The following is a 24,992-nucleotide window of genomic DNA, read 5'->3' as shown; positions in this document are numbered from 1 at the left end:
TTTTATTCGTTTGGCGAGCTAAAAAAATGATTGCTTTTGTGCCATGTATGTTGGTTTTTTGAACTGTTGGGACAGCGAAAACGCTTTTATAATTGAAGTATACCATGAGAGTTACAGGAGGAACTGCAATGAGAAGTCTGCAACGTACGTGGCCATTTCATATCATGCTGCTGCCAGCCATCATTTTCTTAATTGTATTCAGCTACATTCCGATGGGCGGCATCGTGATGGCCTTTCAAAATTACAAACCTTGGCTAGGCATAACGGGTTCCGAGTGGGTTGGACTGGATAACTTCCGCTTTTTGTTTCAACGGGAGGACAGTCTTCAAGTCGTCTGGAATACGCTAATTATTGCTGTGTTAAAGATGTTTTTCAATCTGGTGGTTCCGTTTGTTTTTGCTATACTGCTGAATGAAATTCGCAAGGTTGGACTTCAGCGATCCATTCAAACACTGGTTTATCTGCCACACTTTCTGTCGTGGGTCATCTTGGGCGGAATTCTGATTGACCTATTGGCTACAGATGGATTTATGAACCGTATTCTCGGTAGTATCGGGATACAGCCTATCTTTTTTCTGGGAGATAACAACTGGTTTCGGTTTACTGTCATTGTATCGGATATATGGAAGGAGTTCGGCTACAACACCATTGTATTTCTCGCTGCACTGGCGGGTATTAATCCTTCGTTGTATGAGGCTTCTGAAATGGATGGAGCAAGCCGCTGGAGACAGACGCTACACATCACTGTACCTTCGTTAATTCCGATGGTAGTCGTTGTTGGAACGCTTGCACTTGGCAATGTACTGAACGCCGGTTTTGACCAGATTTTCAACCTTTATAATCCGCTGGTTTACCAAAAAGGCGATATTATTGATACATTCGTCTACCGGACAGCGTTAATCAATGGGGAAATGGGCTTTGCCACTGCTATCGGGTTGTTCAAATCCGTTATTAGTATGATTCTCATTCTGATATCTTATCGACTTGCTTACAAATGGGCAGGTTACCGCATATTTTGATTCCACAAGGCTGAAAGAGGGAGAGTCATGTATCATAAAACAGCGCCATACCGCATCTTCAATGTGTTTAATATTTGCTTGCTTGTGATTTTGTCCATCATGTGTATCGTTCCGCTGATTCATGTGTTGGCGGTATCATTTAGTGCTAAATCAGCAGCAGATGCCAATCTGGTTGGACTGTGGCCGGTGCAATTTTCATTAGAAGCCTATAAGAAGACGATGAATAACCCGATTTTTCTGCACTCCATCTGGATTTCTGTCTGTCGGACTGTATTGGGAACCGGCTTGACACTGCTTATTACCTTTTTAGCTGCTTATCCACTTTCAAAGGAAACATCTGTGTTCCGTAGCCGAAACGTATATTCATGGTTGTTCGTATTCAGCATGATTTTTAACGGTGGTCTGGTTCCATTCTATATGGTTATTCAAAAGATCCACCTCATGGACAGCTTCTGGGTACTTGTTTTGCCAGGAGCGGTCAACACATTTCTGGTCATCCTTATGTTGAACTTTTTTAGAGGAATTCCCAAAGAGATGGAAGAGGCCGCATTGATCGACGGAGCAGGACATTTTCGGACATTGTTTAGTATCTTTTTACCGATATCCATGCCTTCCATTGCTACGATTGCGCTGTTTAGTATGGTATTTCATTGGAACTCCTGGTTTGACGGTCTGCTCTATTTGAGCAATGCAAAGGATTATCCGCTGGCGACGTTCCTGCAAACTGTAATTATTCAGAAGGACATGAGTTCCATGAGCATGAGTCCCAAAGAGATGGAATTACTTTCTCAAACGACGGTTAATGCAGCGCAAATTTTCATTGGTGCAGCGCCTATTCTCATTGTATATCCATTTTTACAAAAGTATTTTGTTAAAGGTATGACGCTAGGTTCCGTCAAAGAGTAATAGATTTCATAAAAGGAGATGATTTGTAGTGACGAATCAAAACATAATCAAGTACCCTCCCATTAGTGAGCGAGTTCCACGTATGCTGCATGGAGCGGACTATAACCCGGAGCAATGGCAGCATTACCCTGAGGTGTTAGCGGAGGATATCCGTCTAATGAAACTTGCCAAATGTAACGTGATGTCTGTCGGTATTTTCTCATGGGTTTCATTGGAGCCTGAGGAAGGTGTATTTACATTTGAGTGGCTGGACCGTATTCTGGATTCGTTTGCTGAGAACGGAATTTATGCGTTTTTGGCCACTCCGAGTGGAGCAAGACCAGCCTGGATGTCACAAAAATATCCTGAGGTGCTGCGTGTGGAGGCTAACCGTGTCCGTAATCTGCATGGGTTTCGCCATAATCACTGTGCTACGTCGCCTGTTTATCGGGAAAAAGTACGTATCATGAATACGAAGCTAGCCGAGCGTTATGCTAACCATCCTGCTGTTATTGGCTGGCATATTTCAAATGAATTTGGTGGAGATTGTCACTGTGATTATTGTCAGGAGGCATTTCGCGCTTGGGTCCAGGATAAATACGGTACGCTGGACAAACTCAATCACGCATGGTGGACGACCTTTTGGAGTCATACAGTTACAGATTGGAGCCAAATTGAATCTCCGGCACCTCATGGTGAGACACAGGTCCATGCTATGAATTTGGACTGGAGACGGTTTGTGACCGATCAGACCGCAGATTTTATCAAACATGAGATTGTGCCGCTCAAGGCTGCCAATCCAGCCATTCCAGTCACAACCAATTTGATGGAGTTTTTTGAAGGATTGAACTACTGGAAGTTTGCTGATCTGCTCGATGTTATATCCTGGGATAGTTACCCGACGTGGCATGACCGTGAGGGAGATGATAGCCGTCAAGCTGCGAAAGTGGCCATGATGCACGATATTATTCGTTCAATCAAGGGAGGCAAGCCTTGGATGCTCATGGAGAGTACGCCGAGTTTGACGAACTGGCAAGACGTTAGCAAGCTGAAGCGGCCGGGAATGCATCTGCTATCGTCTTTACAGGCTGTGGCACACGGGTCAGACACCGTTCAATATTTTCAGTGGCGGAAAAGTCGGGGTTCGAGTGAAAAGCTGCACGGTGCGGTCGTCGATCATGTCGGACATGAGCACACTCGGGTATTCGGGGATGTGACTCATGTCGGTAATGCGCTGGAAAAACTGGAGGAGGTTATCGGTACAACTGTACCGGCGGAGGCCGCAGTCATTTTTGACTGGGAGAACCGTTGGGGAATCAACGATTCACAGGGACCGCGGAACAAAGGTGTGAAATATGAGGAGACAGCTGAAGCGCATTATTTGGCACTTTGGGAGCAGGGTGTGCCTGTAGATGTCATTCATATGGATGCAGATTTCTCCAAATACAAACTTTTGGTAGCTCCGATGTTGTATATGGTCCGCAGTGGTGTGGGGGAGCGTATACAGAAATTTGTTGAAAATGGCGGCGTTTTCGTAGCAACCTATTGGTCTGGTATCGTAGATGAACATGATTTGTGCTTCCTTGGAGGCTTTCCGGGCCCGCTTCGTAAGACGCTGGGGATCTGGTCGGAAGAGATTGACGGATTGCATGATCATGATCGTAATCACATTTTGCCGGTTGAAGGCAATGAGCTGGATCTGCAAGGGGAGTATGAAGCTGTAGAATTGTGTGATCTCATTCATACGGAGGGTGCGGAGGTACTGGCTGTGTACGGCTCAGACTTTTATGCAGGCCGTCCGGCTTTGACGGTGAACCGTTTGGGACAGGGAAAGGCTTATTACATCGCATCACGCAACATCGGACTATTCCACAGTCATTTTTACAGAAGTTTAATTGATGATGCAAGAATCAGTAAAGCGCTCAATGTGAAGTTGCCTCATGGAGTGAATACGGCGATTCGTACCGATGGGGTTCATGATTATATTTTTATACTGAATTTCACGCATGAGTCGCAAAAGATTACGTTGGATGGACGAACTTATGCGGATATGCTTGAAAATCATGCGATAGAAGACGGTAGCGTTCAATTGGATGCCTACGCTGTTAAGGTTTTAAAGACAGAGCGCAATAAATAGAACATGATATTAAAGTGTGATCTCTATCGTTTTCCCGAGTGAGGGAGCTGGTAGATTGGTCAGAGGCAATGAGGAGTATACAATTTGAATGGAGGATGTACTTATGAAAACAGGTAACCGCATTATGGTATTTGCGATGTTGATCTTGTTATCCAGCTTATTGTATCCGTTGGGCTCTGTGGGGTTAGGTGCGGCTTCGGCCGCCCCTGCTTTCGCCAAAGGAGCAGATATAAGCTGGGTAGCAGGAATGGAAGCGCAAGGTATGACTTGGAAGGATAAAAAGGGTGTTCGTCGAGATATACTGCAAATTTTGCGAGATGACTATCAGATCAACTCGGTACGTATCCGTGTGTGGGTAAACCCTGACATGAAAGATTATGCAAGCGGATACATGAATGCCGAAAAGGCAGCAGAGCTGGCACAGCGAGCTAAAAAATTGGGCATGAGCGTGATGCTGACTCTACATTATAGTGATTCCTGGGCAGATCCAGGGCAACAGAACAAACCTTATGCGTGGCGCAATTTCACATTTACACAACTTATGGATGCAGTCTGGTCTCATACGGTCTATGTTATGAACACGATGAAAAGCAAGGGGGTAACACCGGACTGGGTGCAGATCGGTAATGAGACGAACAATGGAATGCTCTGGGAAGACGGCAAAGCTTCGGTGAACATGAAAAACTATGCCTGGCTCGTCAATACAGGTAATAATGCTGTAAAATCGGTTAGCAGCAGTACTAAAACGATCGTACATTTAGCCAACGGGGATAACGGTTCCGTGTTGAACTGGAATATCGGTGGGCTGATTGATAATGGAGCTCAGTTTGATCTCATCGGGCTGTCTCTGTATCCGTCTCCTTCTGACTGGCAGGGTAAGGTGGACCAGACGATTGCCAATGCCAATAACCTCATTGCCAAATACGGCAAAGGCATTGTCATCAGTGAAATCGGAATGGAATATAACGAACCTGCTGCTTCCAAGGCATTTATTTCTGCAATCAAAACAAAGGTTCGTAACATTGGAGGCGGCAAGGGTACAGGGGTATTTTATTGGGAGCCGGCTGCAACTCCAGGTTACAATCAAGGTTGTAACAAAGGTGCTTGGCAGGCTGACGGTAAACCAACCTCAGCTTTGGAAGGATTTATAAATTAAGAAGTATGTAAGAGTAGATCAAAGAACCTCTAGTTCGCATTCTATGCAGACTAGAGGTTCTTTATTGTTATCTTGAGTTACTTGGAGTTATAAAATTAGGCTTCCCGGTTCACCTTGAAGAACGAAATGAGCTCTTCCAGCTCCCCAGACATCAATGTGAGTTTGTCAGAAGCTTGGACAATAGAAGCCATAGACTCAGCCTGTTCTCCAATGGTATGCTCGATTTGTTTGCTGCTGTCGACTGTTTTGCTAACTGTCGAAGACAGCTCGTCAGAGGTAGCTGACATTTCCTGCGTGCTGGCCGAGATCTGCTCCGTTGCGCTGGATACCTCTTGAATTTGTGACGACACTTTATTAGACGCATCTAAAATTTCAGAGAACATTTCGCCTGTTTGCTTCGTAACTTCTAGCCCAATGTGAACTTCTTTTGTACCAAGGCTGATGCCTTTTACAGTCTGCTCAATTTCTTTTTGGATTTCTTCAATAAGCTCTGCAATTTGTTTGGCAGACTCTTGAGACTGTTCAGCCAAATTACGCACCTCTCCCGCTACTACTGCAAAACCTTTGCCCTCTTCACCGACTCTGGCAGCTTCAATAGAAGCGTTCAGTGCCAGCAGATTCGTTTGACTGGCAATGCCTGTAATGATGCTGACGATATTGCTGATTTCGTTAGAACGGTTCTGCAGCGCATTAACGGAATCAGCTGTACTTTCCATTGTAGTGGAGATGGAGTCCATTTGAGCGGAAAGCTTTTGGGCTACCTGATTGCCTTCAACGGAGCGTTTTTCCATAGAATAAGCTTGATCGGCTACGGAAGAGGAGCTTTCGGCAATCGTTTGGATAACTGTCGACATTTCATTCATAGCTCTGGAGCTTTCAAGTGCTGCGTGATCCTGAGCTTCAAGCCCCTGGGTTATTTCCTGAATATTGCTGTTAATGACGTTCGTATTCGTACTGTTTTTCTCGCTAATGCTTAACAATTCCTGGGCAGATCCCGTAACTTCTTGCGTCGTATCCTGTACTTTCACCATGGTATCGTTAAGGCGTTTGATCATAGAATTAAATTTTTGATTGATAATGCCAAGGTCGTCCTCGCCTGTCTTGATTTTTACATTCAGATTCCCCTCGCTGACTTCTTCAATGCCCTTCATCAGGCTACGAATCGGGGAGAGGGTACGTTTTACCAGTAAATATTGGACCGTTAAGAAGATCGCAAGGAACAGAATGAGCAATGAAACACCATATACAAGCAATTTATGAAGTCCGTTAGGTACAGAGCTCGCGTCTACGTCAAAGTATATCGCACTTGTGATTTTACCGCTTTCATCTGTAATTGGGTAAACAATGGTCGTCCATGTACCAAAATCGTCAGTATAAAAGCTGCTAAACGCTGAGTCTTTAGATTGAAGCATTTTATTTACACCTTGTACATTTTCGTCTGGAAGAGTGTACATATCCCCAATATTCATCTTCGAGTCTTGGAAAGCTTGGACTAAATTTGTAGGAACGCCAATAATGGAGGTTTGATTTCCTTCTGTTAGTTCTGTGCCAAATATGTAAGCTTGGGCAACATTAGGATAAAATGTGTGGATAGAATCTAGGAATTTGCGTAAATCCTGTTGAGCAGAACCGTTATAATCTTTTTCGCTTAATGCTTGTTGTACTTTTGTTTTGTCAACATCTTCTGCCCATTTTTTAGTCAATACTTTAACTTGGTCTTGCAGCTGCGTGGTGAGAATGTTCTTTTGAAGTATATAGCTGGATGTGATGAGAATAGCACCTATTAATACGATGTTAAGAAAAGAGATTAATAGATTTTTACCAAAAAAGGACATAGTTCTCCACTTCAAGTTTTTCACGTTTTCTTCTCCTTTGAATTAGCAATTTAGTTTCATATACAACCTACCCCATATATATTTCGACAATTTGCTTTCTAAATGTTAGGTATTTATTAAAAGGGAGAGTAGAAGGTTATTCAAAAAGAACGGCGGCCCCTAGTGAATGAAACGATGGGACCGCCGCTTGTCGGCAAAACTGGATTTTATGTTGTTTTTCCAACTCAATTCTTACTAAATCACTTTATTGTTCAAACAATATTTAAAAAATAAGATAAATGAGAGCAAACGGGTATGCTTTATACCTATAAATACCTGGATTGCATTGAGGGTTCTTAAGTTTCTGTCCCTATAAAAGAAGTGAAATGAGTAAGGGTAGTGAAATGAGCGATAAGACTGAGCTAATAACAAATGCAGATGCAGCTTCCGTTTCCAGTGTTTCATAACGGGTAGCAATCATAGCGGCCACAGCCGAGCCGGGAAAAGCGACAAGCAGTACGGCTTTGGTTACATCTTCATGGGATAGTCCTATTAGAACAGCAATACCGAGCATAACAATAGGCATCACGATGGCTTTCAGCACAGCGATGCTAAGTGCTTTTGGACTGAACGTAATCTTTTTGATACCAATGGTTACCCCGATGGCAAATAAGGCTGTACCAGCAGTAATATTGCCGATTTGATCAAACATGGATTGCAAAAGTTTCGGAGCGTGGAATCCACATAGAGTCAATACGACACCAAACAAGGGTACGCAGGCAAGCGGCTCGCTGAGTCCATGAAGGACTGATTTCATAGTGACTTTAAATAAGTTGCCTTTAGTGCCGTCGGATTCTGTTGTTTTGCGCTGACCGACCGTTCCCAAAATACTTGCAAGCGGATCAAGAATGGCATTAACGACGATCCCAGTAATCGCAATCGGGATGGCGACTGCCGCACTTCCGAACAAGCTGCCGAGAACCGGAATTCCCATGAATGCAAAAGAAGGCTGTGTCGAATTCAATGCGAACATGGAGGATTCAGTCAGGCCTTTTTTGGCAATTAAGCGATAAACAATGAGCAATACAATATAAAAGCCGATTACACCAAGTAGCAAAGCCACAAGAAAGGGCCACTTTTGAATCAACGTCTCTCTGGGTGTCGTCGTGATACCAATAAACAAGTGTGCAGGTAGAGCAAACTTCGTCACGAGTGTATTTAATCCCTTAGAAGAAGCAGGGTTAAAAGCCTTAAACAATCCTGCGAAATAACCAATTAAAATGACAAAGAAAATAGGAATTAAGATAATAAAAATATGACCTGTAGCCATGATGTCGCCTCCAATGAAGATGTCCGCCAAAAATGGCGGACATCAGTTAAATAATCACTTTGCATATGCAAGTACAAATTTGATGTTGTTCGCTATTTTTTAAACCAGGACCGCTTCCTGACCATATTGTTTGATGGGTTTATATTTGCAGTCCCACATCGCATCTCGAACCGCTTGTGCGATATCGTCCGGTTGATGACGCGCTACTCCATCCTGAACTGCTGCCTTAGCTACAGCCACGGCTACCGCTTCAGATACTTCTCGTAGCTCGTTGATTTTTGGTAGCAGGGAAGCACCAGGCTGCGACAAATCAACCATTTGAGCTACTGCATGGGCAGCTGCTGCAAACATGCTATCTGTTATAATTTTGGATTTTACCACGATTGCGCCGAGACCCAGACCCGGGAATACGAAAGCATTGTTGGATTGCCCAATTTCAAACTTAATATTGTTATAGATCACTGGCTCGAAAGGACTTCCTGTTGCAATGAGGGCTTTTCCTTCGGTCCAGTGGATCAAATCTTGCGGAGTTGCTTCTGCCAGTGGAGTCGGGTTGGACATAGGCATAATAATAGGACGTTCTGTATGCTTGGCCATTTCTTTAACGATTTCCTCACTGAATGCCCCAGTAACACCGGAAGTACCGATCATAATCGTCGGTTTCACGCGGCGAATGACTTCAAGCAAAGGGATTTTGCCATCCTCAGCATGTTCCCAGTCACGGCATTCTGCAACATCACGCACATAAGGGACCTGGAATGGAAAAAGTCCTTCTGTTTCGTTGGTGAGCAGGCCGCGGTAATCATAAGCCCAGAAGTTACGTCTTGCTTCTGCTTCTGACAGTCCTTCCAGCATCATGGCAGCGCTAATTTGGTCTGCATTGCCGATTCCGGCAGCTCCTGGACCAAAGACTAGCACCCGATGCTTGCTCAGTGGGATTCCGGACAATTGAACACCAGACATCACACCTGCGAGCGTAACCGCTCCAGTACCTTGAATATCGTCATTGAAAGTCAGAATACTATTTCCGTATTTATTGATAATGTTCCGTGCGTTGACATTGCCCAGATCTTCCCAGTGCAGCAGGGCATTCGGGAAAAAGGAAAGTGCAGCTTGAACATAAGTGTCAATAAATTGGTCATATTGTTCTCCACGTACACGTTTATGGCGATTCCCCATGTATAAAGGATCTTCCAATAGCTTCTCGTTGTTTGTACCTGCATCAAGAACAACTGCCAGCACCCGGCTAGGATCTATACCAGCAGCAGCTGTATACACAGCAAGCTTACCAATAGAGATATTAATACCTCCGACTCCCCAGTCCCCGATTCCCAAAATACTCTCGGAATCTGTGGCTACGATCAGGTCGATATCATCAGGGTCTAGGTTCAAATTCTTAAAAGCCTCTCCAATACCCGCAAGATTATCGATAGATAAATACATACCACCAGGCTTGTGATATTCATGACTGTATTCCTGTATAGCCTGGCCTACTGTTGGTGTATAAACAATCGGGAGCATTTCGCTTAGGTGCTCAGAGAGCAAACGATAATAAAGAACGGTATTCCGATTAAAAAGATCATTTAACGCAACATTTTTACGCAAATTATCCGGTTGGCTCTGAAATTGCTCGTAAACCCGCTGAACCTGCTCCTCAATAGTTAATATCGTAGGAGGAAGGAGACCATCAAGTCCAAGCTGTTTCCGTTCTTCCAGGGTAAAAGCCACTCCTTTATTTAGCAGGGGGTTGGCAAGTAGATCTTTTCCGGTTAATTTAGTTTCGATAGATCCGTCTTCCGTAAAATGAAAAGCACGCATTTTCAATTCCTTCTTTCTAAAAAATTACATTTTGTTAATCCTTGAACAATTCGTGAACAAGTATACGCCTTATTTTAAACCAAGTGAACAAGTATGTTGTGTGAAAAATGGTTATATAAGTGTTTACATAAGAAAAATTATGAAAATGAAAGCGATTTTCAATGTTTTTTGAATGAAAATTTCATTTAATTTTCATAATATTTTCGGAAAATATTGATTTAATGTGATAATTATCATAGTTTTTATAGGTGTGATTCGATTGAATGCGCATGAAAAATAGCTTAACTTCATTTTATATAAACGAAGTTAAGCTATTTTTTTGGCTATAGGGATGGTTGAGGGACAATTCAATGCTTCGCAGCTCTATGTTTAATGAACATCAGGCATTTAATTCTCCGATGCGCTTGACGGCTTCATCAGTAACTGTAGCAGAGCGTCGCATCCAGCTGTTACGCCATTTCAATTGCATGATGATGACGAGGGTAAAGGCACAGAACGTGATTAGGCTCAGAGAGATGAAGCCTGGCATATAGGAACCCGTTAATTTGTACAGATGACCCAGTATAAGGGGAAGAAAGTACCCGCCTATGCCACCAGCAGCGCCGACGATACCGGTCATGAGCCCGATTTCATTGCCGAACCGCTGCGGAACGAGCTGGAATACGGAGCCGTTGCCAGCGCCAAGGCACATCATGCCTACGAACAGCAGCACGACTACCACGGCAAGTGGCGGTAAAAACGCAATGCCTGCGAGCATAATCCCGGCTCCTGCATACAAGTACATTAACATGCGTGAACCACCAATCCGGTCGGACAAAAAGCCACCTACAGGACGAAAGAAGCTTCCGGCAATCACACAAATGGTCGCAAAATCGGCGGCATGTACCGCGGAGAGGCCATATTGGGTATTAAAGAAAATAGTCAAATAATTAGAAAGGCCAACGAATCCGCCAAACGTCACGCAGTAAAAGGCACAGAATACCCAGGCATCCCTCTGTTTGAGCACCGAAGCATATTGCGACAGACTTTTTGGTGCTGGGCGGTGAGGGCTATTGCGGGCAAAAATACTGAACAGAACGAAGACGGTTAAGATGGGGAGGATGGCCAATCCGAAAACGGCTTCCCAACTGCCAAAATGTTGAGCAATGCGGTTGGCGAACAATGTCGCAAGGACGGTACCGCTATTCCCGGCACCGGCAATTCCCATAGCCAAGCCTTGATGCTCTTTGGGGTACCATTGACTGGCCAACGGCAGCGCAGCTGCAAATGATGCTCCAGCTACGCCCAGGAGCAGGGCAACAACGTACATGTGCTCTAGCGAATCAACCCACAGCCAGCCGAGCAAGAGAGGGATTATCGTGACAAGCATACCAATCTGTCCCGTGAGCTTCGGACCGATATAATCCGACATGAATCCGAGCACGAGCCGCAGCAGGGAACCACCAAGTATAGGTAGGGCGACAAGATTGGCTTTTTGTACAGGGTCCATTGGATAATCATTAGCAATTACAACGGCCAATGGTCCGATCATTCCCCATATCATAAAACTGATATCAAAATACAGAAAGGAGCCAAATAGGGTGGGCTTGTGTCCGCTTTTCCAGAAACTTTTTTTGTTCATTCTCCATCTCTCCTGTTCTAATTGTTGTTCTTTGTCTGCAAAATGTAATTTGAACATGAAAAAGCCGCAAATCGCCCCTACATGGTATCTAGGAAACGGTTTGCGGCCTCATTGCCGTGGTTGACACACCTCATTGTGAGTCGACTTGGTATGATCACGTTGGAGTGATTTTAATCAAATTATAAAAAAGGATCTGTTTTATGTCAATATACATAACACAAAATCGTAAAAAAATTAAATATAAGGTGAAAATATAACTTTAATGTATTGAATATTGACATGACATTCACAATTCAGTAATCTTATATACATATCGGCACAACGATGTGCCGGCATTTATGGCAACGGTGCCCTTTTCCATGGAATGGAGAAGGGCTTTTTCTGTCTTATTTTATTCGGAGAATGGGGCTGGTTTAATATGATGAAAAAACTGGTCGTCGTCGGCAACGGTATGGCAGGCATTAAATGTGTGGAGGAAATACTTGATCTGGAGCCAGAGCGGTTCCAAATCACGATATTTGGTGCAGAGCCCCGTCCCGGGTACAACCGAGTGCTCCTGTCCAAAATGCTTCAGGAGGAGAGCTCATTTAAGCACATCGTTACCCATGACTGGGACTGGTATGAAGAGAACGGGGTAAAGCTGTACGCGGGTGAACGCGTCTGTGGTATTGATGTTGCAGCCGGGATGGTGGAAACGGAATCCGGCATGAAAGAACCTTATGACATGCTCATATTGGCAACGGGCTCATTGCCTTTCATGCCGCCCATTCCCGGAGCTCGAAAACAGGGGGTAATCGCTTTTCGTGATGTGAATGATTGTGAAACCATGGCAAGATATGCCAAAACATACCGTAAGGCCACAGTTATCGGAGGGGGGCTGTTAGGACTTGAAGCCGCTCAAGGCCTGCTGAATCTAGGGATGGAAACTGAGGTTGTTCATAATGCGCAGTATCTTATGAACCGTCAGCTCGATCGGACGGCGGCTGTGCTTCTGCAGCGAAAGCTGGAACAACAGGGCATGAGGTTTCATTTGGCGAAGGAAACGGTCAACATCATAGGCCGAAACAGGGCGCAAGGATTGATATTTGCGGACGGGAACAGGTTGGAAACGGATTTGGTTGTGCTGGCGGTTGGTATCCGACCGAATATCGAATTAGCTCAGGACAGCGGTCTGACCGTAAACCGTGCCATTGTCGTGGATGATTATATGCGCACGAGTATTCCCGGTATTTATGCCGTCGGCGAATGTGCTGAGCATCGCGGGATTTCATACGGGCTAGTGGCGCCGCTATATGAGCAGGGCAAAGTGCTGGCAAAAGTTATTTGTGGTCGCGAAACGGCTCCCTATGAAGGGACGGTTCCGTATGCGCAGCTCAAGGTAGCGGGGATTCATCTGTTTTCCGTAGGGGACATTCGCGAAGAGGGAAGCGAAATAGCGGTCATGGAGTATAACGGGATGCAGGAGGTTTACAAAAAAGTGATGATGCATGCCGGTGCTGTCACGGGTGCCATTTTATTCGGAGATACGGCGGAAAGTAACTCCCTGCTCGGTATGGTACGGCGCGGCGCGTCGGCTACAGAGCTTGCATCCCAGGATAACAGCGAGAGCAGAGCAGAGGATGCGGTAGCCGCACTGCCGGAAGAGGAGATGGTATGTGCATGCAACGGCGTAAGTAAGGGGGCTATTTTGCGAGCGATTGCTACGGATAAGCTGAAGACGGTGGAAGAAGTGAAAAGCCGGACCAAAGCATCCGGTTCCTGTGGGGGCTGTCGGCCGCTGGTGGCTGCACTGGTCAAAAATAGTTTGTCCCGATCGACAGTTTCTGGGCCTGTAGTTACTCCGACCGCCCAAGAAGTGGTCCCTGTGTGTGGATGTACGCACTACGATCATGATTCGCTTAAGACAGCTATGGTGGACGCAGCCTGTCAGACACCAAAGGAAGTAGTGTCCCGTCTCGGTTGGACCAGACAGCAGGGGTGTGAATTATGTCGTCCAGCTGTACTTTATTATTTGGAATCTCTCGGGTTGCGCGACAGATCTGCGACAAATCCATTAAGTTCTGGTGTTGCGGTTCAGGTCGCCGCGCAGTGCGGAGGAGAAGCGCCCTCTGCGGGTCTGCGCTTTACGAACCTAAATGCCGAGAATCAGGCTTTTGTTGAGTCGGACCTGATGGATCAGGCATTTGTAGAAGTAGCCTGGCTAAGGGAGCGGTTGGCAACTTTATGGGGAAGTCTCGCATTGCCCTCGTTGGTTACAGTTTCTGTTTGTCCTGGATCGGAGTATCCCGGAGGTGTACTTGTCCACGATATTGGAATATCCCGATCTCCAGCAGGCTGGGAGGTTTATGCCGGTGGTCATGCTGAGCATCCGGTTCGCCAGGGGCAGCTGCTTGGATTGGAGGAGGACCCGACAGAAGCGGTCCTGCTGGCTGCAGTTTGCTTGCGAATATACCGACATAGTGCCCGGTACGGGGAGAAAATGTGGGAGTGGATTGAAAGGACTGGCGTTATGGCGCTACGGGAAAGTGTGCTTGATGCTGCTCTTCGAAGTGAACTGGCGGGCAGCCTACGGACCACAATGCTGACAGGATGACGGGTTGAGTTGGAGTTGTGGCGATATATCTAGCGTGTGCAGACAATAAAATTACGAAAAATGGCGAAGGGGAGGTGACTTTGATGTGTCAGTCAGGAGAAAGCAAACCGGAAGCTGGGCTACATGTATCGTCAGTAATGGATACGCAGTGCCCGTTTTGCAGCGTGCAATGTAAGATGACCGTTAGCACGGGTACAGAGACACTCGCAGGTATCATCCGTACAGTGTATAACGCGGAAGGGAAGCCTAATGCAGCCTCGCAGGGTAGGCTGTGCATCAAGGGAATGAATGCGCATCAGCATGCGACTCATGCGGAAAGGCTGGTACAGCCTCTCATACGCAAAGAGGGCAAACTTGTTCCCGTCAAGTGGGAGGAGGCATTGGATACTATAGCTAGCAGTTTCTCTACGCTACTGTCCACACAGGGTGCCGATGCAATCGGAATTTACGGTGGAGGTTCACTCTCCAATGAAACGGCCTATTTACTCGGTAAATTTGCAAGAGTGGCTGTAGGTACGCGATATATCGATTATAACGGGCGCTTCTGCATGTCGGCAGCGGCATCCGCTGGTAGTAAAGTGTTTGGCGTTGATCGCGGACTGACCTGCAGATTGGCTGATATTCCATTAGCTCGTTGTATTGTACTCGCAGGTACAAATATCGCTGAATGCCAGCCGACGTTAATGCCTTATTTTCACGAGGCGAAGGAAAACGGCGCGTTTATCATCGTGATTGACCCGCGCGCGACACCAACGGCGGCGGCCGCCGATTTGCACCTACAAATCAAGCCGGGTACGGATGCTGTGCTGGCCAATGCCATGCTAAAGGTCATCGTGGATGAAGGATTTGCGAATGAAGAGTTTATCCGCAAGCGGACCAACGCCTATGACCAGCTGTTGACTCATTTGAAGGGTGTGGATCTGAGCGAATCGGCTGCGTTGTGCGGAATTGAGGTAGAAATGATCCGGCAGGCAGCACGTGCCTTTGGCAGTGTGGAGACTGGCATCGTTTTTACGGCCAGAGGTGTCGAACAGCAGACAGATGGACATATGGCGGTGCGTGCATTTCTTAATCTGGTGCTGGCCACTGGCAAGATAGGAAGGGAAGGATGCGGTTATGGGGCTATCACAGGACAAGGAAACGGGCAAGGGGGGAGAGAGCACGGCCAAAAGGCTGACCAGCTTCCTGGCTACAGATCGATTGAGAATGAAGAAGATCGATTCTATGTGGCGTCCGTGTGGGGAGTTGAACCAAGCAGTTTGCCGGGAAAAGGGGTGTCCGCATATGAAATGATGGAGCTTGTTCATCAGCGAGAAATCCAAGCTCTGTTCGTGATGGGCTCTAATCCTGTTGTATCTAACCCGAATGTCCGGCTGGTGGAGGAAGCCCTCAAAAAGCTGAATCTGCTGGTTGTGGCGGATATGTTTCTCACTGAAACCGCACGGATGGCCGACGTTGTTTTACCTGTGACGTCTTATTTGGAGAATACGGGGACGATGACCAATCTGGAGGGCCGCGTTCTGCTGCGGGAAGCGGCGAGGCCTGCACCGGGCGAGGCTAGAGATGACTGGAACATTTTGTGTCAGTTGGCTGCAAAGCTAAACAAGGGCAGCTATTTCTCTTACAGGGATGCTGAGCATATCTTTGAAGAACTGCGGCTCGCCAGCCGGGGCGGTCCTGCCGATTATTATGGGATCACATATGACAGGCTGCGTCGTGAAGAAGGAGTATATTGGCCATGCCCGTCTACGGACAGAGCCGGTATGGATATGATGTTTCGGGAAACCTTTGCCCATTCTGATCAAAAGGCTGTTTTTACGGTGGTTGAAAGCTGTGGAGCAGGAGAGGAGATATCAGAGGAGTACCCGCTTATTTTGACGAACGGCCGTGTACTGGCTCATTATTTGACCGGTGCACAAACGCGCAGAAGTCCGTCGCTGGCCGCGCGAGAGATTGAAAATTATGTGGAAATTCATCCGCGGACAGCGCGACGCTGGCATATCAGGGACGGGGAGTGGGTAGAAATAGCATCACAGCGCGGCAACTTCACTGTCCGCAGCCGAATCAAACCACATATCCGCGAAGACACGCTCTTCGTACCCATGCATTGGGGCGGGATACAAAATGTAAATCGGGCGACCCGACCCGATCTTGATCCGTTCTGCCGGATGCCTGGCTTCAAAACGGCAGCTGTACGTATTCGTCCCCTTCATCTGGCTGCAGTTGCAACAAGTGCAGATAATGGGGAATGGTCTGAGTTCTAGAGCAGGACGGAGTAAGTGACTTTTTCATTGCATAAAAGACCAGCCCTCATTGTATGAATGAGGGCTGGTCTTTTTGGGTTGGACAGTTAATGGCCTGCAATCACTAGACTGCGTGAGGCCGATATTATAATTGCAATCGGGTTTCGGATATGTTTGCTCCCGTTTTTATTTCTGTTCTGAGCATAGCTTCCCGCCATTGTTTATACAAATTCCAGGCGTCCCCGTTTTCTAGCAGCGGTTTGCAGGTATACAAACCTTCCTCTATGGAGTCGACTCGTCCTGCAACGAACAGTCGGACCGCACTGTTGAGTAACACTTGATTCGAAAAGGCTATAGAAGCTGTACCTTGTAGCACTTCCTCCGTAATGCGCAGTTGTTCAGCGGGTGTCCAGTTATGCTCTGGTACCACCGAATCCAGCCCGTACATTTCTGGATCAATAACCTGTAGTGACACCTCGCCGTTAGCAAGCAGGAAAGTCCGGGTCGGCCGATCGATGAACAGGTCCTCCGATCCTTCGCTCCCCTGGACGATCAGAGCCCTGCGGTAATTGAGATTTTGCATGAGTTTCGCCGTCTTCTCGAACACAGTATTGTGGAAAACGCCGAATACAATATAGGGGGAAGAACCGTAATCAACCAGTTTCTCGGCAGTATTCAGCACCGTGCGAAGCCCCAGCTCTTCGCGAATGGACCGCAGATCTCGCAGGGGCGCGCACCACTGTTCGGAGGCTATGAATAGTACACCAGTCAGCTTCGCGGCATGAATGGCGGTTTCGCGTGTCATGTTCCCGGACGTAACCCCCATTTCCTGCAGTAAAAGCGGTAGCGTAACCCCCCATTTGGGAGGGAGAGGTGCGCTGCCATGCATCGTTACAGGTATTCCGTATGAGGCGAGTACGAAGGCTGTTGCGAAGGTGGCGATAAACGATGACTTCCTGCCATCGTACGGACCGGCAAAATCAATACCTTCCTGCATCGGGAAGCGATGGGTATATTTACGGCAGACGTTTACGAATGCTTCCAGCTCGGCAACGCTCTCCATTTTAATGCGCTCCGCGGCAAAGAAAGCTCCGATTTGAGCAGGGGTTGCCGACTGGGTCATAATAAGCTCGGCAGCAGCTTCGGCTTCGGCATAATTCAGATCTCGGGCGCCTCTTTTGCCGCGACCCACTTCTTTTAATATTTCAATGATATTCATGTTCAGGCCCCTTTCAGATTTATGCTTTTAGCATTTGCTGTGCTTTGACGATGGAGATGGCCACATCAACGATACGTTGGCGTTCGTTCATTGCTTTTTTGCGTAGCACATCGTATGCTTCCGCTTCCGGGATGCCGTTTACTTCCCCTAGTATTCCTTTGGCCATATCAATCCATTTGCGTTCTTCCAGCCGAGCGGTCAGTTGCTTGCGTTCACTTTGCCAATGCTGGCGTTCAAAAAAGCGTTTGGCACTAAAATGAAGAGCCCAATTCAGTTCATGGGCTGCCATTGAAGGGGTTAGAATGCCATCGACAGTGACATCAGCTTCACAAGCCTCTGTCGATGATAGCGCTGATTCTGCGCTGCACCACCAGAGCAATGGGACCGCTTTGGCTTGCTCCAGCCTGTCACTCCATATGCTGATAGTGCCGACAGGTATGTTTAGTACCGCCGCATCTGCATTAAGGATTAGCTGTTTGATTTCGGATTCATTGCGGCAGGGCAGAGTTAGGTATCCGTTGGACTCTAAAAGGTACTCAGGTCCTGCCTGCCATGAGGAAACGGCGTGTGTCTGCTCAGATACATGGTCAGAATGTAAGTGAATTACCAACAAGGAACGCAAGCGGGCTCCTCCTCTCTGTAACATGAAGGGTAGTTAGGGATGGGGATGGTATTCATTGATAACAAATATGACATGAAATTTTATCCGTTTGCTTATTTTTTTCACCATCATCAAATTAAAACGGACTTTTAAACCATTTTGGCGTGTTTTGGTCTGAAAATCAATCCTAATTTTGTAGGAGAGTGATATTTTATACGTCATAGATATGTTACATGGTGATAAAATATAATTTTTTATAAGATATTGCGTAAGGAATGTTGACATATCATTTGAACCATTATATATTAGCTACAGTACTTTTTAATTCCATACTCTGATGGATACAACGGCGTATTCGATGAAACGGCAATGGAGCCTGTTTTCTCATGTGAGGGATATTTTGAATCCTCATATGTGAAGCAGGCTTTTTATGTTTTAAGGATACAAATGGAAGGGGAGTGACCTGATGAACAATATCCAAAAGTTAGTGTTGATCGGCAACGGAATGGCGGGAATACGCACTCTCGAACATTTGCTGAAGCTTGCACCAGGTAGCTATGAAATTACGGTATTCGGGGCCGAGCCCCATCCAAACTATAACCGGATCATGCTGTCCTCCGTTCTGGCGGGAGGGGCTGGTTTGCAGGATATTGTCATCAACGACTGGAGTTGGTATGAAGACAACAATATTCGATTGTATACCGATGATCCTGTCACAGCTATCGATACGGAAAAGCAGCAGGTGACGTCGCGCTCCGGCGTATGCATCTCTTATGATTTGTTGTTGTTGGCAACAGGTTCTAAAGCCTTTATTCTGCCGCTTCCAGGAGCCGACAAGGAAGGTGTTATCGGTTTCCGGGATATTCGTGACTGTGAAACGATGATGGAGACCGCAAAGACGCACAAAAAAGCAGCCGTCATCGGCGGCGGATTGCTTGGGCTGGAGGCAGCTAGGGGGCTGCTTAACTTGGGGATGGACGTCACGGTTATTCATATTAACGGATATATTATGGATCGGCAGCTGGATGAGGCTGCTTCCCTTATGCTACGGCGCGAGCTGGAGGAGCAGGGAATGACTTTTCTGGTCAATAAGCGGACGGCGGCTATTACGGGGCGTCGCCGCGTGGAAGGGTTGAAATTTGCCGATGGCAGCGAGCTGGAAGCAGATCTGATCGTTATGGCGGTAGGCATCAAACCAGACATTGAACTGGCGCTGTCGGCGGGAATCCCTGTAAACCGCGGCATCATCGTAAATGATTACATGGAAACGAATATCCCCGGAATCTACGCCGTTGGAGAATGCGCAGAACACCGGGGAATCACTTACGGGCTGGTTGCTCCATTATATGAGCAAGGTGGTGTACTGGCTCAGCGGCTCGCGGGAATGGAGACTCCCGGCTACAGTGGTTCTGTTACCTCGACAAGGTTGAAGGTATCGGGTGTCGACGTGTTTTCAGCAGGGGATTACAAGGATGAACCGGGAACACGTTCCCTTCGGTATCAGGATGATATTGGCGGCGTCTACAAAAAAATCGTGATCAAGGAAGAAAAACTGATCGGAGCTGTTCTGTTTGGGGATACGTCTGACGGAGCCATGCTGTTTTCTTTGATCAAAAGTGGCGAGTCGGTGGTTGGCCGAGAGAAAGAGTTATTACTTGGCTTTAATCCCGGTCAACCTGAAGCTAGTGGCGCCATGATGCTAGAGCAGATGCCTGATGACGAAATTGTATGCGGATGTAATGGTGTATCCAAGGGTGACATTGGAGAGGCGGTTGCGGCTGGCTGCCGGAGTGTCGGGGAGATTAAGGCATGCACAAAGGCATCGGCATCATGTGGCGGCTGCAAGCCATTAGTGGAGGGACTCTTACAGTTATACGCAGGCGCAGAAGCCGGAGAAACGATGAAAGAGGGAATTTGTAGTTGTACGACGCTTGACCGGGAAGCGATCATTGATGGCATTCGGGAGATGGGATTGAAGAGCGTCAAAGAAGTGATGAATGTGCTGGGCTGGAACGAGCCAGAAGGATGTACCAAATGCCGGCCGGCCCTCAATTATTATCTAGGTATGCTATGGCCGCTGGATTATGAGGATGAGAAGGAATCCAGATTCACGAATGAACGATACCATGCCAATATACAGAAAGATGGCACCTATTCTGTCGTGCCCCGCATTTATGGAGGAGTTACTTCACCTGCCGACTTGAAGAAAATTGCTGCTGTCGCAGAGAAATACAATGTGCCTCTGGTGAAATTTACGGGTGGCCAACGTCTTGACTTGCTTGGTGTGAAGAAGGAGGATTTGCCGGGGATCTGGGCCGAGTTGGATATGCCGTCTGGATATGCCTATGGAAAGACGCTGCGAACGGTTAAGACGTGCGTAGGTAACACCTTTTGTCGCTTTGGCACTCAGGATGCTATGGGTATGGGTATCCGGTTGGAAAAGGCATTTGAACGTCTGAATGCGCCATCCAAAGTCAAACTGGCTGTATCTGGTTGCCCGCGTAACTGCGCTGAAGCGACGATCAAGGATTTGGGCGTCGTTGCTATTGACGGTGGATGGGGGATCTACGTTGGAGGTAACGGCGGTATTAAGGTTCGGGCAGCTGAACTGCTTTGTACCGTTAAAACTGAGGATGAAGTGATGGAATGGACCGGTGCCTATCTGCAGTATTATCGCGAGCAGGCCAATTGGAACGAACGCACAGCCCATTGGGTGGAACGGGTCGGAGTGGAATCCATCAAACAGGCACTGGCGAATGCAGAGACGAGGAAGCAACTGGTGACCAGAATTGAGGAGACGTTAAGCACGACGACTGATCCGTGGCACGAAATTATTCACAACGAAGAGCTGCGCAAAAATTTTGTGCAACTGCCGGAACTTAAGCCAGTACTGGAATAGGGGGCTGACAAAATGGAGACTAATACGACAACCAACAGAATCAGAATAGCTGATCTGAACGAAATAGACCGACGTGGAGCAAGGACAGTTCGCATTCATAATATAGAGATAGCTGTATTCCGTCTGAGCGATGGCAGCGTGCATGCGCTTGAGAATCGTTGTCCGCACAAAGGGGGACGGTTATCTGAAGGAATGATATGTGGCTCAGCGATCCATTGTCCGCTCCATGACTGGAAAGTTGACCTTTCCACTGGCCAGGTGCAAGAGCCGGATACTGGATGTGTGACTGCTTACCCCACGGAGATTGACAGTGAGAGCGGGGAGGTTTATATCGTAATCTAAGAGTTCTATGCGTATTGTGCTGGAGGTTCTGCTTTTTTTCTTCTATATAATAGAAGGATCAATGTGAAAGGCTTTGTTGAAGAAGTAGGCATCATTTTGATTGAAAAATAGGTTATTGACTAAATCTTAGTCAATAACCTATTTTCTTTTCACAGGATAACTGGATTTATCTCGAGACAAACAAAAAAGCCTTGAGTATCAAGGCTTTTGACGAATAGGACGGATGGGGATCGAACCCATGACCCTTACCCTGTCAAGATAATGCTCTCCCGCTGAGCTACCGTCCTGCGGTTACTAGATAATATCATGTATTAACCATATATGTAAAGTGGAAAAATAGAAGTCAGTCTGTACTTCATGAGCATTTATATATATAATTCGAATTTAGTGAGTTTGCAATCTGGAATTAATGATAGGGGGAACAGATGATGGCCGCAGAAATTATAAGTGTAACAACAGAGGAGCAGCTACAGGAGGCAATATCGATCCGTACCAAAGTGTTTGTCGAAGAGCAAAAAGTGCCTCTCGATTTAGAAGTTGATCATTATGACAAGCTGGGAGATACGGCCCATCATTTGCTAATTTGTGAACATGGTGAAATGGTGGCCACTGGTCGGTTGACATACTATGAGGAAGATACAGCTAAAATGCAACGTATTGCCGTCCTCAAGGAGCATCGTGCCGCAGGCTATGGGCGTGTATTACTGCTAGCACTGGAGGAACGTGCACGTGAATTGGGGCTAAGATACTCGCTACTAGATGCCCAATGTCAAGCCGAGAAGTTTTACGAAAAGCTCGGTTATGAGACGATCTCCGATGAACCTTTTGACGATGCGGGAATACCGCATGTACGTATGCGTAAAAAGTTGTAGTCGACAGCGTAAGTGCATACAAATCTGTACAATGTGCATGCTAGTAAAAGTTCCTCCACTATACTATGGATAAGGAGCGATACAGCATGGCTAATACAGAACGGGAGCAAATTACAGCAGTACGTAAAAACGGGGATGGCGACCTTACATCTTTTCAGACATCTACCGGTCGGATTTTAGATTATAGCCAAGCATTGAATGAGATTGAGGCAGGCTCAATCGCAGGCGTTAACGTGTTCAAGGCCAAGGATGGAAGCAAACGAATTCGGGGAGATGCCGATGGAGATCCTTCTAATAACCTGGATCAACTGCCATTGTTCTGATCTTAACTCGCAACATTAGAATGCAAGTTCATCATTATATTCAAGAACAGCAAGCCGCTTGGCTATCCTTTGTAGGAAAGCCAGGCGGCTTTTGTTAATTGTTCAAGCTGTATTTAGCATGCTACTCTGCACGTTCCAACTCTGTAAGTTGATATACTCGTTGCTGCTCCAGAAAGGACATGACCCCTGCCTTCTCCCTGAACTGTTCCATATCATCACTATAGTGCATTAGATGAATCCGTTCTTGAAGAGATGGCGCCAAGCTTAGCAGCTCGTCCAATGTCGTATGGACTTCTCCAGCGCCTTGTAATTGAACCTCATGGAGAATACTCCGACATCCTCGTTCATGCACCAGATGATGAAGCAAATCAGGGTCAAAAACCATATCTGCACTATAAAAAAGGCGGTCATTGATGAATAGGGAATAACTGTTTTTACCAGGAATATGCCTTGTAGGGATTAGCTCCACCTGAATACCGGATACTAATGTAGTGGGTACACCAGGTGTTATTACGTTTACCTCGAATACATCTTCAAGCTTGTCAATCATACCCTGCTGTGACATTCCGCCCTTGAGTGTATGCTCCCATAAAGGGTAGATTAGTGGTTCGGCAATATAAAGTAGAGGCTTGCGACGATGGAGAATGTTCATTTGAAAACCGAATTCCTCCAAACCTCCGACATGATCTGCGTGAATATGTGTGATTAAAATTGCGTCAATATCAGGCAAAGGGACGTCCATTTGGTGTAATGCTAAAGAAGCGGTTGTACCGCAATCGATCAGCAGTTTGCCTTCTCCGCTGTCCAGCAGCGCGTTGTTGTTGTAATAATGCTTGGCAAAGGCACTTCCTGTGCCAAGCATTTGTATCGTTAGGCTCATTATGGATTTATCCTCCAGACTTTGTGTACTAGGACTTCTACAGTCGTATTTTATCACCTATGCTACCGGAACTAAAGATTTGGCTCCTTATGTAAAAACTTTGGACAATTTGTGAAACACAGCGCAACTTGTGCGGCTGAGCTAGGTATAAATGTACGACAGAAGGTTTTAAACAGATGACGATGGAGGGATTAGTAGTTATGAAATGGAGAAGAGTGATGGCCCTGATGATGGCCTTTTCAATAATGGGAGGGACCGCCATTTCGGCGGAATCCGCCAAGGACCAAGTGCAGTTGATTATTAATGGAGAAGTGTCAAAAGATGGTGCAGTTGTCATTGATGGGAAAACCTATGTGCCCATCCGTGATTTTAACGGACTTGTCAATTTTGATCCATCCGGTGGAAAAGTTGTTTTCGATCAGCCGAACGTGCATATGTTCCTGTTCAAGGGAGATACTGTGTTTGGTAACGTGAATAAAGGCAATAAAGTGAAATTTAATGTATTTAGTCAAATTGATACCTTGAAAACAGATATCTCCGGAGTGAAGGTAGCGATCACCGACCCTTCGGGCAACGTGAAGGATATTCAGTCTCAAGATATCAAAGGAGCGCAAAAGGATAACTTCTGGTTCCGTACGAACGACTTTACGTATGATTTCAAAACAGCAGGGAATTACCGGGTTGGTTTCTATATTAAAGAGAGCAAAGACGGCAGCTATACCTTGGTGTCCGAAAAAGTCATTACAGCGATAAATTAGGCATACCACAAATTGACCTGCACCCTTGATCATGTTACGATACGGGGGAAAATAAAACAATTTGAAGGTAGGTATTTCCATGAGTGATCACAAACATGAACACGGTGAAGCCTGCAACCACGATCATGACCACGAACATGAAGAAATGGTTCTTACGCTAACTGATGAAAATGGTAAAGATGTAGAAATGGTGCTGGTAGAGACCTTTGACGTAGAAGATCACATTTATGCTCTTCTGCTTGAGCGAGGCAATCCTGAAGCGGATGGCATTATTCTTCGTATGGAAGAAGAAAACGAAGAAATGGTGCTTTACAATATTGAGGACGAAGATGAGTGGAAACGTGTAGAAGCCGCATATAGCGAGCTTGTTGCCCAATACGAATAGAATTGGATGTAGCAGCTGTATAGCTCTTTAAGAAAAAAGCCCCCGAATGGGGGCTTTTTTTCTTGACTATCAACATGTTTTTTAAGCATGTGTTGAC

Annotated in this window: 19 protein-coding genes and 1 tRNA gene; 12 read left to right on the top strand and 8 right to left on the bottom strand. The window is 46.4% G+C overall.

Annotated features, from left to right (window positions below):
* Positions 1-128 precede the first annotated feature (128 nt).
* The 4 genes from AOU00_RS03340 to AOU00_RS03325 all read left to right on the top strand — a co-directional run bounded on the left by AOU00_RS03340 (position 129) and on the right by AOU00_RS03325 (position 5,197).
* Positions 129-1,019, top strand: coding sequence for an ABC transporter permease (locus AOU00_RS03340; RefSeq protein WP_069289908.1), 891 nt, complete (start codon positions 129-131; stop codon positions 1,017-1,019).
* A 27-nt stretch (positions 1,020-1,046) separates the two neighbouring features.
* Complete coding sequence (locus tag AOU00_RS03335) at positions 1,047-1,925, top strand: carbohydrate ABC transporter permease (protein WP_069289907.1); 879 nt, start codon at positions 1,047-1,049, stop codon at positions 1,923-1,925.
* A 28-nt stretch (positions 1,926-1,953) separates the two neighbouring features.
* A complete protein-coding gene (locus AOU00_RS03330; protein WP_069289906.1) occupies positions 1,954-4,041 on the top strand; it encodes a beta-galactosidase in 2,088 nt (695 codons plus the stop codon).
* A gap of 103 nt (positions 4,042-4,144) precedes the next feature.
* Positions 4,145-5,197 carry a glycoside hydrolase family 53 protein gene (locus AOU00_RS03325; RefSeq protein WP_069291995.1) on the top strand — a complete coding sequence of 351 codons (1,053 nt, stop codon included), beginning with the start codon at positions 4,145-4,147 and terminating at the stop codon, positions 5,195-5,197.
* A 95-nt stretch (positions 5,198-5,292) separates the two neighbouring features.
* Here the strand turns inward: AOU00_RS03325 and AOU00_RS03320 are convergent, their stop codons facing one another.
* The 4 genes from AOU00_RS03320 to AOU00_RS03305 all read right to left on the bottom strand — a co-directional run bounded on the left by AOU00_RS03320 (position 5,293) and on the right by AOU00_RS03305 (position 11,780).
* Entirely contained in the window at positions 5,293-7,056 is a 1,764-nt protein-coding gene (locus AOU00_RS03320) for a methyl-accepting chemotaxis protein (RefSeq protein WP_061828450.1), read from the bottom strand.
* Between the two features lie 325 nt (positions 7,057-7,381).
* Positions 7,382-8,341, bottom strand: a complete 960-nt coding sequence (locus AOU00_RS03315) for an AEC family transporter (protein WP_025718424.1) — start codon at positions 8,339-8,341, stop codon at positions 7,382-7,384.
* 99 nt (positions 8,342-8,440) lie between these two features.
* Complete coding sequence (locus AOU00_RS03310; RefSeq protein WP_023989354.1) at positions 8,441-10,159, bottom strand: NAD-dependent malic enzyme; 1,719 nt, start codon at positions 10,157-10,159, stop codon at positions 8,441-8,443.
* A 379-nt stretch (positions 10,160-10,538) separates the two neighbouring features.
* The gene (locus AOU00_RS03305; RefSeq protein WP_069289905.1) at positions 10,539-11,780 is read right to left on the bottom strand and encodes a nitrate/nitrite transporter; all 1,242 of its coding nucleotides are present in this window, start codon (positions 11,778-11,780) and stop codon (positions 10,539-10,541) included.
* Between the two features lie 418 nt (positions 11,781-12,198).
* Between AOU00_RS03305 and nirB (AOU00_RS03300) the strand changes: the two genes are divergently transcribed.
* The gene (gene nirB, locus AOU00_RS03300; protein ID WP_069289904.1) at positions 12,199-14,373 is read left to right on the top strand and encodes a nitrite reductase large subunit NirB; all 2,175 of its coding nucleotides are present in this window, start codon (positions 12,199-12,201) and stop codon (positions 14,371-14,373) included.
* 83 nt (positions 14,374-14,456) lie between these two features.
* Positions 14,457-16,637, top strand: a complete 2,181-nt coding sequence (gene nasC, locus AOU00_RS03295; RefSeq protein WP_069289903.1) for an assimilatory nitrate reductase catalytic subunit NasC — start codon at positions 14,457-14,459, stop codon at positions 16,635-16,637.
* Between the two features lie 124 nt (positions 16,638-16,761).
* Here nasC and AOU00_RS03290 read toward each other — a convergent pair whose 3' ends face one another.
* Together AOU00_RS03290 and AOU00_RS03285 are read right to left on the bottom strand one after the other, a co-directional pair.
* Positions 16,762-17,835, bottom strand: a complete 1,074-nt coding sequence (locus tag AOU00_RS03290) for an anthranilate phosphoribosyltransferase (protein ID WP_069289902.1) — start codon at positions 17,833-17,835, stop codon at positions 16,762-16,764.
* Between the two features lie 19 nt (positions 17,836-17,854).
* Positions 17,855-18,457, bottom strand: coding sequence for an ANTAR domain-containing response regulator (locus AOU00_RS03285; RefSeq protein ID WP_069289901.1), 603 nt, complete (start codon positions 18,455-18,457; stop codon positions 17,855-17,857).
* A 445-nt stretch (positions 18,458-18,902) separates the two neighbouring features.
* On the opposite strand from AOU00_RS03285, the gene nirB (AOU00_RS03280) reads away from it, so the two are divergent.
* Complete coding sequence (gene nirB, locus AOU00_RS03280) at positions 18,903-21,335, top strand: nitrite reductase large subunit NirB (RefSeq protein ID WP_069289900.1); 2,433 nt, start codon at positions 18,903-18,905, stop codon at positions 21,333-21,335.
* 12 nt (positions 21,336-21,347) lie between these two features.
* Positions 21,348-21,677 carry a nitrite reductase small subunit NirD gene (gene nirD / locus AOU00_RS03275; RefSeq protein ID WP_069289899.1) on the top strand — a complete coding sequence of 110 codons (330 nt, stop codon included), beginning with the start codon at positions 21,348-21,350 and terminating at the stop codon, positions 21,675-21,677.
* Between the two features lie 215 nt (positions 21,678-21,892).
* Here nirD and AOU00_RS03270 read toward each other — a convergent pair.
* A tRNA-Val gene (locus AOU00_RS03270) sits at positions 21,893-21,964 on the bottom strand.
* Positions 21,965-22,105: 141 nt separating this feature from the next.
* On the opposite strand from AOU00_RS03270, the gene AOU00_RS03265 reads away from it, so the two are divergent.
* Together AOU00_RS03265 and AOU00_RS03260 are read left to right on the top strand one after the other, a co-directional pair.
* A complete protein-coding gene (locus AOU00_RS03265; protein ID WP_069289898.1) occupies positions 22,106-22,549 on the top strand; it encodes a GNAT family N-acetyltransferase in 444 nt (147 codons plus the stop codon).
* An 86-nt stretch (positions 22,550-22,635) separates the two neighbouring features.
* A complete protein-coding gene (locus AOU00_RS03260) occupies positions 22,636-22,872 on the top strand; it encodes a DUF3892 domain-containing protein (protein WP_013371899.1) in 237 nt (78 codons plus the stop codon).
* 121 nt (positions 22,873-22,993) lie between these two features.
* On the opposite strand, the gene AOU00_RS03255 is transcribed toward AOU00_RS03260, so the two are convergent.
* On the bottom strand, positions 22,994-23,752 hold the full coding sequence (locus AOU00_RS03255) for an MBL fold metallo-hydrolase (RefSeq protein ID WP_069289897.1): 759 nt from the start codon (positions 23,750-23,752) through the stop codon (positions 22,994-22,996).
* Positions 23,753-23,952: 200 nt separating this feature from the next.
* Between AOU00_RS03255 and AOU00_RS03250 the strand changes: the two genes are divergently transcribed.
* Both AOU00_RS03250 and AOU00_RS03245 read left to right on the top strand, forming a co-directional pair.
* Positions 23,953-24,510 (top strand): hypothetical protein, encoded by a 558-nt coding sequence (locus AOU00_RS03250; RefSeq protein ID WP_013310940.1) that lies wholly within the window; start codon positions 23,953-23,955, stop codon positions 24,508-24,510.
* A 79-nt stretch (positions 24,511-24,589) separates the two neighbouring features.
* On the top strand, positions 24,590-24,895 hold the full coding sequence (locus AOU00_RS03245; RefSeq protein WP_061828984.1) for a DUF1292 domain-containing protein: 306 nt from the start codon (positions 24,590-24,592) through the stop codon (positions 24,893-24,895).
* Positions 24,896-24,992 lie beyond the last annotated feature (97 nt).

Source organism: Paenibacillus polymyxa (genome assembly GCF_001719045.1).
Classification (GTDB): Bacteria; Bacillota; Bacilli; order Paenibacillales; family Paenibacillaceae; genus Paenibacillus; species Paenibacillus polymyxa_B.
The sequence above is the reverse complement of the archived record's forward strand: the minus strand, read 5'-3'. Positions and strand labels throughout refer to the sequence as shown.

Coding starts and splice junctions, on each gene's coding strand:
- AOU00_RS03315 (WP_025718424.1), bottom strand. CDS start 8,341: ATGGCTACAGGTCATATTTTTATTATCTTAATTCCTATTTTCTTTGTC.
- AOU00_RS03245 (WP_061828984.1), top strand. CDS start 24,590: ATGAGTGATCACAAACATGAACACGGTGAAGCCTGCAACCACGATCAT.
- AOU00_RS03305 (WP_069289905.1), bottom strand. CDS start 11,780: ATGAACAAAAAAAGTTTCTGGAAAAGCGGACACAAGCCCACCCTATTT.
- AOU00_RS03290 (WP_069289902.1), bottom strand. CDS start 17,835: ATGAATATCATTGAAATATTAAAAGAAGTGGGTCGCGGCAAAAGAGGC.
- AOU00_RS03310 (WP_023989354.1), bottom strand. CDS start 10,159: ATGCGTGCTTTTCATTTTACGGAAGACGGATCTATCGAAACTAAATTA.
- AOU00_RS03260 (WP_013371899.1), top strand. CDS start 22,636: ATGGCTAATACAGAACGGGAGCAAATTACAGCAGTACGTAAAAACGGG.
- nirD (WP_069289899.1), top strand. CDS start 21,348: ATGGAGACTAATACGACAACCAACAGAATCAGAATAGCTGATCTGAAC.
- nirB (WP_069289900.1), top strand. CDS start 18,903: ATGAACAATATCCAAAAGTTAGTGTTGATCGGCAACGGAATGGCGGGA.
- nasC (WP_069289903.1), top strand. CDS start 14,457: ATGTGTCAGTCAGGAGAAAGCAAACCGGAAGCTGGGCTACATGTATCG.
- AOU00_RS03340 (WP_069289908.1), top strand. CDS start 129: ATGAGAAGTCTGCAACGTACGTGGCCATTTCATATCATGCTGCTGCCA.
- nirB (WP_069289904.1), top strand. CDS start 12,199: ATGATGAAAAAACTGGTCGTCGTCGGCAACGGTATGGCAGGCATTAAA.
- AOU00_RS03265 (WP_069289898.1), top strand. CDS start 22,106: ATGGCCGCAGAAATTATAAGTGTAACAACAGAGGAGCAGCTACAGGAG.
- AOU00_RS03255 (WP_069289897.1), bottom strand. CDS start 23,752: ATGAGCCTAACGATACAAATGCTTGGCACAGGAAGTGCCTTTGCCAAG.
- AOU00_RS03325 (WP_069291995.1), top strand. CDS start 4,145: ATGAAAACAGGTAACCGCATTATGGTATTTGCGATGTTGATCTTGTTA.
- AOU00_RS03250 (WP_013310940.1), top strand. CDS start 23,953: ATGAAATGGAGAAGAGTGATGGCCCTGATGATGGCCTTTTCAATAATG.
- AOU00_RS03335 (WP_069289907.1), top strand. CDS start 1,047: ATGTATCATAAAACAGCGCCATACCGCATCTTCAATGTGTTTAATATT.